This is a genomic window from Corallococcus sp. CA053C (genome assembly GCF_003611675.1).
GTDB lineage: Bacteria > Myxococcota > Myxococcia > Myxococcales > Myxococcaceae > Corallococcus.
The window spans coordinates 1-8,575 of sequence record NZ_RAWA01000425.1 but is presented as its reverse complement, the minus strand read 5'-3'; the positions used below and the strand labels follow the sequence as shown (position 1 = coordinate 8,575).

10 protein-coding genes are annotated in these 8,575 nt (G+C 69.3%); 9 read left to right on the top strand and 1 reads right to left on the bottom strand.

The genetic code is table 11. The features are described 5' to 3' along the window. Together D7V97_RS36025 and D7V97_RS36015 are read left to right on the top strand one after the other, a co-directional pair. Positions 1-771: methionyl-tRNA formyltransferase (locus D7V97_RS36025; RefSeq protein ID WP_147445115.1), on the top strand; the 771-nt coding region annotated here is incomplete at its 5' end. Positions 772-1,212: 441 nt separating this feature from the next. Beyond that, positions 1,213-1,629: a type II secretion system protein GspG gene (locus D7V97_RS36015; protein WP_120615146.1), complete on the top strand. Its 417-nt coding sequence runs from the start codon at positions 1,213-1,215 to the stop codon at positions 1,627-1,629. 190 nt (positions 1,630-1,819) lie between these two features. Here D7V97_RS36015 and D7V97_RS36010 read toward each other — a convergent pair whose 3' ends face one another. After that, on the bottom strand, positions 1,820-2,293 hold the full coding sequence (locus tag D7V97_RS36010) for a YchJ family protein (RefSeq protein ID WP_120615145.1): 474 nt from the start codon (positions 2,291-2,293) through the stop codon (positions 1,820-1,822). A 126-nt stretch (positions 2,294-2,419) separates the two neighbouring features. Here D7V97_RS36010 and D7V97_RS36005 point away from each other — a divergent pair, with 126 nt between their 5' ends. The 7 genes from D7V97_RS36005 to D7V97_RS35975 all read left to right on the top strand — a co-directional run bounded on the left by D7V97_RS36005 (position 2,420) and on the right by D7V97_RS35975 (position 8,440). After that, the gene (locus tag D7V97_RS36005; protein ID WP_120615144.1) at positions 2,420-3,313 is read left to right on the top strand and encodes an undecaprenyl-diphosphate phosphatase; all 894 of its coding nucleotides are present in this window, start codon (positions 2,420-2,422) and stop codon (positions 3,311-3,313) included. Between the two features lie 14 nt (positions 3,314-3,327). Then, on the top strand, positions 3,328-3,951 hold the full coding sequence (locus tag D7V97_RS36000; protein ID WP_120615151.1) for a CoA pyrophosphatase: 624 nt from the start codon (positions 3,328-3,330) through the stop codon (positions 3,949-3,951). A 68-nt stretch (positions 3,952-4,019) separates the two neighbouring features. Next, positions 4,020-4,940 (top strand): class I SAM-dependent methyltransferase, encoded by a 921-nt coding sequence (locus D7V97_RS35995; RefSeq protein ID WP_233583434.1) that lies wholly within the window; start codon positions 4,020-4,022, stop codon positions 4,938-4,940. Positions 4,941-4,949: 9 nt separating this feature from the next. Beyond that, complete coding sequence (locus D7V97_RS35990; protein ID WP_199729053.1) at positions 4,950-5,525, top strand: DUF488 family protein; 576 nt, start codon at positions 4,950-4,952, stop codon at positions 5,523-5,525. 74 nt (positions 5,526-5,599) lie between these two features. Continuing rightward, positions 5,600-6,385 (top strand): hypothetical protein, encoded by a 786-nt coding sequence (locus D7V97_RS35985; RefSeq protein ID WP_120615142.1) that lies wholly within the window; start codon positions 5,600-5,602, stop codon positions 6,383-6,385. A 30-nt stretch (positions 6,386-6,415) separates the two neighbouring features. After that, a complete protein-coding gene (locus D7V97_RS46205; RefSeq protein WP_233583433.1) occupies positions 6,416-6,916 on the top strand; it encodes a hypothetical protein in 501 nt (166 codons plus the stop codon). A gap of 117 nt (positions 6,917-7,033) precedes the next feature. Continuing rightward, positions 7,034-8,440, top strand: a complete 1,407-nt coding sequence (locus D7V97_RS35975) for a serine hydrolase (RefSeq protein ID WP_120615141.1) — start codon at positions 7,034-7,036, stop codon at positions 8,438-8,440. Positions 8,441-8,575: the final 135 nt, after the last annotated feature.

The following is an 8,575-nucleotide window of genomic DNA, read 5'->3' as shown; positions in this document are numbered from 1 at the left end:
CCGCTGGACATGGAGGGGTGGGCGGAGCTGGAGGCGCTGTTCGGCGCCACGACGCCCTCACTCAACGTGCTGCGGGTGGGCGAGCGCGCGCGGCTGCCGCTCCAACTGGCGGCGCTGAAGCCCGACCTGCTCCTGGCCTTCTTCTTCCCGTGGAAGCTGACGCCGGAGGTGCTGGCGGTGGCGCCGCGCGGGGCCATCAACGTGCACCCGTCATTGCTGCCGCGCTACCGGGGCCCGTGTCCGCTGGGCTGGGCGCTGCGCGACGACGCGCGCGAGCTGGGCCTCACGTTCCACCGCATGGACGCGAGCTTCGACACCGGGCCGGTGCTGGTGCAGGGGACGTTCCCCGTCATCGACGAGGACACGGAGGAGACGCTGTTCGAGAAGATGATGCTCGCGTCGCGGCGCCTGCTGCCGTGGATGCTGGAGCGCGTGGCCCGGGGCGACGTGGGTGAGCCGCAGTCGGACGCGGAGGCCACGCCCGCGCCCTTCTTCGACTCGGCGTATCGGGACATCGACTGGAGCGACACCGCGCGGGCCGTGCACCTGAAGGTGCGCGCGTGCCGCTTCGCCGCGTGGCGCGAGGGGAACGGCGACGCGCGCGCGGTGCTGGAGGGCCGGTGGGTGCGGGTGCAGCGCACGCGCGCGTGGCGGGGCGAGGATCCGCGGGCGGCGCCGGGCACGCTCCTGGCGCGGCAGGGGGACGAGCTGCTCGTGCAGTGCGGAGACGCGCCGTTGTGGCTGGTGGCGCACACGCCCGAGGATGCCTGAGCGGCGGGGACGCGCCGTGGTGGCTGGTGGCGCACACGCCCGAGGATGCCTGAGCGGCGGAAGGCCCGGACTCGCGGGCGTCGTGTACAGAGGGCATGACGAAGAGCCCGAGTCACGATCCGCATCCGCTCGTCGAGTCATGGTCGCATCATCAGGTGCCGTGTTCCCTGCGCATCATCGAGCCGCACGACGAGCCGCACGACGAGCCGCACGACGAGCCGCACGACGTGAAGCGCGGGTCGACTGACGCCGTGTACCGCGGCGATGCGGCGTGCCGGTCATTCTGTCCGGTGGGGACGGCGCCGCGCCCTGTGACACGCGTCAGGAGCGCGCAGGCGCGCTGATTGCAATTGCGCTCGTTCCGGAAGGAGCAGGGTGCCCGCGTGCGGGCCGCGCCCTTCCAGGAACCGGCGCGTGGGGCGCCGGGTCGGAAAGACAGACATGGACAAGAGCAGGTCGCGGGTGCGGCGTCAGCGCGGCATGACGTTGATTGAGATCATGGTCGTCATCACCATCCTGGGACTCATCGCCGCCGCCGTCGGCGTGTCGGTCCTGGGACAGTTTGGGACCGCCAAGGAGAAGCGGGTGGGGCTGGACTTCGGGGCGCTCGGGCAGGCCCTGCAGCTGTACACCGTGAAGAAGGGCCGCCTGCCGGACACCGCCACGGGGCTGCGCGCGCTGGTGGACGAGCAGATCCTCCCGAAGCTTCCGCAGGACCCGTGGGGCCATGACTACGTGTACACGCTGGACCGGAGCACGCCGGTCATCGTGTCACTCGGGGCGGATGGCGCGCCGGGGGGAGAGGACGGCGACCGCGACCTCTCTTCGCGCGACCTGGACGCTTCGTCCGCGCACTGAAGGAGGAGGAAAGGGTGCTGCCCGAGTGGAGAAGCCGCGGATTGGCTGACCCTTCCGGGCCAAGGCGGATTCGAACCGCAGCCCCCCGTGAAGGGGGCTGTACCAGGGCGTGTGGGGCCTCTCCGGCCGGGCAGCACACCGACTGACGCTGGGCCGCCGGAATCCTGACGGGGGATTTCCTTTTCGCGCGTCAGTCCGCGGGGAAGGTGTCGAGCGTGAGGGACTCGGGCGGCATGGGCAGGTCGCGCGGCAGCTTGAGGACGCCCTCCAGGTAGCGCCAGCCCGTGCCGTCATGGCGGAAGTCGGAGCGCTCCACGAAGGACTGGTCCCGGCCCTTCTCGAAGACGCGGGCGAAGAAGAGGACGCGCGCCAGGCCGGACGCGTCCGGAGGCTGGTGGCCCAGCACCGTGAGCCCCGGATACTGGTGCGCCTGGGCGAAGGCGCGCAGCTCGCGCATGACGTCCTCCTGCGGCCGGGCGCGCAGGGGGTGGTCGGGGTGGAGCGTCTTCCACAGGTAGGCGGCGTCGCGCTGGGCGAAGGCGCTGTAGCGGCTGCGCATGAGGCGCTCGGCGTCGGGCGCTTCGGCCTCGCCTTTGTGGAAGGGCGCGCAGCACTGGCGGTAGCGCTGGCCGGAGGAGCAGGGACACAGGGGCACGGGCGGCATGGAGGCGCCAAGCCTACCCGGGTTTCCGCAGGCGGACGGTCGGGTGGCGGACCCAGGCGCGAGGGTGGGGAACCTTCGCGCTTGCGGGGCAGGGAGGCAGGGCATATCCCTGGCGCACCGCCCCCTATGAGCCTCCTCGAAGCCATCGTCCTGGGTCTGGTCCAGGGTCTCACGGAGTTCCTGCCCATCAGCTCCACCGCGCACCTGCGCATCGCGCCGGAGCTGTTCGGCTGGCCCGACCCGGGGGCCGCGTACTCGGCCATCATCCAGTTGGGCACGGTGGCCGCGGTGCTCATCTACTTCCGCCGCGACATCGTCTCGTTGGTGGGAGCGTTCTTCAAGGGACTCGCCCGCCGCGAGCCGTTCGGCACGCTGGAGTCGCGGCTCGCGTGGTTCGTGCTGGTGGGCACGCTGCCCATCGGCCTGTTGGGGCTGGCGCTCAAGAAGGTCATCGAGACGCAGTTCCGGTCGCTCTACGTCATCGCGTTCAGCCTCATCGTGCTGGCGGTGGTGCTGTTCGTGGTGGAGAAGCGCGCGTCGCACACGCGCACGGTGGCGGACATGACGTGGCGGGACGGCATCCTCATTGGCCTGTGGCAGGCGCTGGCGCTGGTGCCGGGCTCGTCGCGGTCGGGGACGACGCTGACGGGCGGCCTGTCGCTGGGGCTCAAGCGCGAGGACGCGGCGCGCTACTCGTTCCTGCTGTCCATTCCGGCGACGTCGCTGGCGGGCATCTTCGAGCTGAAGCATTTGTTGGAAGCGACGACGCGGCCGTCCACGGAGGCGCTCGTGGTGGGCACGCTGGTGGCGTTCGCGTCGGGCATGGGGGCCATCGCGTGGCTTTTGAACTTCCTGAAGCGCCGCACCACGTTGGTGTTCGTGGTGTACCGCATCGCGCTGGGCGTGCTGCTGCTGGGGCTGTTGCAGGCGAGCGTGCTCAAGCCCATGTCGGGTGTGGAGAACCTGTCGACGCCGGACGCGCCGAAGAATCCGCCGGTGGAGAAGCAGGTCACGGATTGAGGAAGGCGGAAGGCGTGCGCGTGGAGGGCCTGTTCCAGGCGTTGGAGGAGCGGCTGACAGGGCGCCCGGCGCGGTCGTTCGAGCTGCCCGGCCGGACGCTGCGCGAGGCGGCGGTGCTGCTGCCCCTGTTCGAACGGGATGGCGTGCCCTACGTGGTCTTCACCCGGCGGCCGGCGCACCTGCGCACGCACGCCGGGCAGTACGCCTTCCCGGGTGGCGGCCAGGAGGCCCGGGACGGCACGCCGCTGACGACCGCGCTGCGTGAGACGGAAGAGGAGCTGGGCATCGCGCGCGGCGGAGTGCGGGTGCTGGGCCAGTTGGACGAGACCCCGACGACGTCCTCGTACCGCATCCGTCCCTACGTGGGCGTGATTCCGGGGGACGGCCAGTACGTGCCGAACCCGATGGAGGTGGACCTGGTGTTGGAGGTGCCGCTCGCGCGGCTGATGGATCCGGCCATCGTCCGCGTGGAGCGCCACGCGTGGGAGGGGCTGGAGCACGACGTGCACTTCTACACGCACGGCGAGCACGTCATCTGGGGCGCCACCGCGCGCATCCTGCACAACTTCCTGCTGCTCGTGGCCGAGGTGCCGGGCGTGCAGGCGCTGCTCGGCGCTTCCCCGTCCTCCAGCCCCTGAGCGCGGTCGCCTTGTCGGGCGCTGGCGCACGTCCAACATTGGAGGGATTGGACCTTCAAGGGGGCGACTTGGACGGCGGGCACAGGGCGCTGGTCGCGCTGGGACAGGCGCTGCGGGCCGAGGGCCATGCCTTCACGACGGTGACTCCGGAGACGCACCGGCGGGTGAACGCGCGGCCGGAGGCGAGGGAGGCCCGTTCGACGCGGGACGTGTTCGGGTGGAGCCGGCCGTTCGCTCGCGGGGTGTTGAGCTCCCGGCTGCAGGAGCTGCTGGAGCAGTCGGGGGAGCTGGAGACCCGAGACGACGGGCTCCTGCGCAGCCGGGTGCGGTTCTCCAGCCTGGGGTCGGGGCTGTATGTCCATTCCGCGTGGCCCACGGTGGAAGAGGACGCGGTGTTCTTTGGACCGGACACGTACCGGTTCTGTTCGCTGTTGCAGCGGGTGCCGGGCACGTTCCGGCGCGTGGTGGACCTGGGGTGTGGTTCAGGGGCCGGGGGCCTGTCGCTGATGGGGCGGAGCACGGAGGTGGTGCTCGCGGACCTGAGCACGGAGGCGCTGGAGTTCGCGCGCGTCAACGCGGAGCTGAACGGCGCGCGGGCGGTCCAGGTGGTGCGCTCGGACCTGCTCCGGGATGTCTCCGGACGGTTTGACCTGATTGCCGCGAACCCGCCGTATCTGGCGGACACGGACGGGCGCACGTACCGGAACGGTGGGGGCGCGTACGGCACGGAGTTGTCGGTGCGCATCGTGCGGGAGAGCGTGGACCGGTTGGAGCCGGGAGGAACGCTGGTCCTCTACACGGGCACGCCGGTGGTGGAGGGTGAGGACCTGCTGCGCACCGCGCTGGAGCGGGTGTGGCGGAGCGCGCCGCTCGCGAACGTGTCCTACGCGGAGCTGGATCCGGACGTGTTCAGCGAGGAGCTGGAGAAGGCGCCCTACGCGGATGTGGAGCGCATCGCGCTGGTGGCGCTGGTGGCGCAGCGGGCCTGAGCACCGGCGATGGAGATGCCGAGGCGGGCGCGAGGGTGGGGTGGCATCCAGGTGTTCGCGCTGGGCCACTCCACGCGCACCGTTGAGGAACTGGTGGAGATGCTGTGGGCGAACGGCGTGCGGACGCTGGTGGACATCCGCACGGTGCCGCGTTCGCGCACGAACCCGCAGTTCAACGTGGACGTGCTGGGGAAGACGCTGGAGCGGGCGGGGGTGGAGCACCTGCACCTGGCGGCGCTCGGCGGGCTGCGGCGTGCGCGCAAGGACTCGCCCAATGCGGCCTGGCGCAACCTGAGCTTTCGCGGCTACGCGGACTACATGCTGACGGAGGAGTTCGCGCAGGGCCTGGAGGCGCTGCGCGAGGTGGCGCTTCGTGGACCGGTGGCCCTGATGTGCGCGGAGGCGCTGCGCTGGCGTTGCCATCGCTCGTTGGTGGCGGATGCGCTCTGGGTGAGGGGTGTCCTGGTGATGCACATCACGAGCCCCACCCGCGTGGAGCCGCACCGACTCACGGCCTTCGCGGAGCTGCGAGGACGACAGGTGCTGTACCCGGCGCGGCCGGAGGAGTCCGGCGCACGGGATTGAGCAGCGGGGCGCGATGCAGTGGCTCGTGGGCCGCCCTTGGTGAGGCAGGATGTGCCGTCGGGATGTGAGGCGACATGGAGGTTCCCGTGCGGCATGCGATTCCCTTGGTGCTCATCACCGCATGGGCCTGCGCGAGTTCCAGGCTCTATTACCTGCGAACAGAGCTGCCCTATCTGGAGGGCGATCCCAAGTTGGCCGTAGCTCCCGGACCCTGGAGGCACCCGGATGTTCCAATCGTCCTCTCGGATACCGCGATGGTCCCGGACGATCTGGTGCTTCCCGCCCTCAAGGCGTTGATGGCGTTGCCAGGTGCCGCGGATGCGTGCGACCCGAACTCGAAGCGGCCGCGTCGAGACGCCGTCGAGTACTGCGTGACCTTCTACAAAACTCCGCACGACTGGCGCGTCTCGTGGCCCATTCGAGGGTTCGTGGATGAGCAGGGTGCTTGCATGCCCGCGTATGGCGGTGTGGACGATGAGGATTTCAGGCGCGACATGCCCATCTTCGGATTCGCCCACAATCATCCCTGCGGAACGCCGGTCAGCAGTCGCGACCTGAAGGTGTTTCCCGCGATGAAGCTGGAGCAGGGTGGTTGGGTGGTCGTGACCTATGGGGCTACTCCCAGTGGGAGGCTGGTCAAGGACTCTCGTGGCGAACTGGTTCCTGCATGGGGTTGGCTCGCGACGGGACATCAGGACTCGCCCCGCTTCTACAGGTGGAACCCGGCGGGCCGGATGTTCAAGTGGATCGAAGAGCGTCGCGGTTGGGACGCCGTATCGACCTGTCAGCCGGGCGCGCCACCCAGTCCGCTGAGCCCACGAGGTGGTCCTCCGGAATGCGAACCTGAGATGCAGTGGTAGAAGGCCCCTGTCTCCTCCAGGGAGGTGCCCATGCTGAAGCCTCATCACCTGCTCCTCGCTGTTTCGCTCCTTCAGGACGGTGGAGTCGAGACGTCAGCGACCGCGCCTCCCAAGGCTGGCTCGCGTGTCTCCGCGCCGCGGATGGACGCGGGGACGTTGGATGCGGGAACTGGCAAGGCAGTAGTCGATGGTGGAATCGCCAGGAAGCCCATCATCGCGGAGGGGATCCAATGGCCCGATGACCTTCAGCCATTGGCGACCCTGGATGGCCCTGCGGTCCTCGCCGCACACGCAGCGATGCAGCGGGTCCTCTCCGGCTATCCCAAGGAGTACGCCAAGAGCTGCGCGTTCTCAGCCAGGGGACTGGAGGTCATCGTTGGCGAAGAGCGGGGGATGTACTTCGTCCGCATCAACTCGCGGCCCGACAAGTGCGGATGGGCTCCAGGGACCGTGCTCGGGTTCGACGAGTTCGAACTGTACGCCGTCTCACCTGAAGGCAAGGTGCTGGCGCGTTACCCCTACCACCCCTGAGCGTCCTCGATGCACTGGAGAAGGAGCCCTCCGCGAAAGAGGCCTGCATCAATCGCGCGGTCGGGGGCTCCTGGATGAAGCCCACAGCTCATGACGGCGTGGGTGCCAGGAAACCCCATGCCCAACCCCTTGGAACCTCTCTCGGCCGGTGTCGTCCTTGCCCTGGGCCTGCTCACGGGCCGTCCCGCCGCCGCGCATGACTCGCTGCGGGAGCGGATTGATGCCTTCGTGCGCGCGGAGCAGATGCGGCAGAACGTGCCCGGCCTCGCCGTGGGCGTGGTGAGCCATGGGCGGGTCGTGCTGGCGAAGGGGTATGGCTTCGCGAACCTGGAGCATCAGGTTCCCGTCGGGACGGACACCCTCTTCCAGTCTGGTTCAGTGGGGAAGATGTTCACCGCGATGGCGGTGATGCTCCAGGTGGAGGCGGGCCGGGTGGCGCTGTCCGACAGCATCACGAAGTACTTCCCCGACGCGCCCTCCACCTGGGCCCCCATCACGGTGCGCCACCTGCTGACGCACACGTCGGGCATCCAGGACCTGGAAGGACTGCTGGACGAGCGCAAGGACTACACGGACGAGGAGTTCGCCCGATTCATCTACGCGCTGCCACTGGAGTTCCCCGCGGGGCTGCGGTGGAGCTACAGCAACTCCGGCTACGTGCTCCTGGGCCTCCTCGTGAACCGGGTCGCGAACACCTTCTACATCGACGTCCTGGGCGAACAGGTCTTCAAGCCCGCGCACATGAAGACGGCGCGCGGCATCAGCGAGGACGACGTGATTCCGAACCGCGCGGCCGGCTACCGCGTGTCCGGCGGCGTGGTGAAGAACCCGCGCTGGGTCTCGCCGTCCCTCAACACCACCGGGGACGGTTCGCTCTACTTCTCGCTGAAGGACATGCTGGCATGGGATGCCGCCGTGGAGCAGCGCTCGCTCGTGAGCCGGAGCAGCTGGCGGGAGATCCTCTCGCCCGTGAAGCTCAACAGCGGGGTTTCGCAGCCCTATGGCTTCGGGTGGGAGCTGCTGGAGCGCAACGGCAAGCCGCTGCACCAGCACACCGGTGCGTGGCAGGGCTTCAGGACCGCTTACTCCCGCTTCCTCGGGGACGAGCTCTCCATCGTGGTGCTGGCGAACATCAACCGGGCGGACCCCACGGCCTTCGTGGAAGGCATCGCGGAGCTCGTCAATCCCGCGCTCGCGGAGCCCCCGCTCGCGCCCATTCCGGATCGGGAGCCGCAGGTCACCGCCAGGCTCACGACGCTGCTCGAACAGACCCGGGCCGGGACGTGGAATCCCGCGGAGTTCGAATTCGTCCCGTGGTGGTTCGTGCGCGAGGCCGGACCGCACTACCAGTCGATATTGCAGGGCCTGGGGCCGGCGGGCCCGCTGGTCCTGGCGAAGCGGGAAGTGGTGGGCGATGACCGCGTCTACACGTACCTGGTGCGGTTCGGATCCGTGACGTACCGCTACAGCGTGTCGCTCATCCCGGATGGCCGCGTGTCCGCCTTCAGCCTGGCGGAGAACTAGGCGCGTCTCTAGGGGGTGTCCCTAATTATCTGAAGAAAGGTGCTGGAGGCCGAGCGGCCGCCAGCACCGTGGGCAGGGTTGAGCTTGCAGGGAAAGGAAGAGCTGAGCACCCCTGGTGAGTGCACCGACATGAGC

Excerpts from the sequence above, each read along its gene's own strand:
- D7V97_RS36015 (WP_120615146.1), top strand. The coding sequence starts at position 1,213 with ATGGACAAGAGCAGGTCGCGGGTGCGGCGTCAGCGCGGCATGACGTTG.
- D7V97_RS36010 (WP_120615145.1), bottom strand. The coding sequence starts at position 2,293 with ATGCCGCCCGTGCCCCTGTGTCCCTGCTCCTCCGGCCAGCGCTACCGC.
- D7V97_RS36005 (WP_120615144.1), top strand. The coding sequence starts at position 2,420 with ATGAGCCTCCTCGAAGCCATCGTCCTGGGTCTGGTCCAGGGTCTCACG.
- D7V97_RS35990 (WP_199729053.1), top strand. The coding sequence starts at position 4,950 with ATGGAGATGCCGAGGCGGGCGCGAGGGTGGGGTGGCATCCAGGTGTTC.
- D7V97_RS35985 (WP_120615142.1), top strand. The coding sequence starts at position 5,600 with ATGGAGGTTCCCGTGCGGCATGCGATTCCCTTGGTGCTCATCACCGCA.
- D7V97_RS46205 (WP_233583433.1), top strand. The coding sequence starts at position 6,416 with ATGCTGAAGCCTCATCACCTGCTCCTCGCTGTTTCGCTCCTTCAGGAC.
- D7V97_RS35975 (WP_120615141.1), top strand. The coding sequence starts at position 7,034 with ATGCCCAACCCCTTGGAACCTCTCTCGGCCGGTGTCGTCCTTGCCCTG.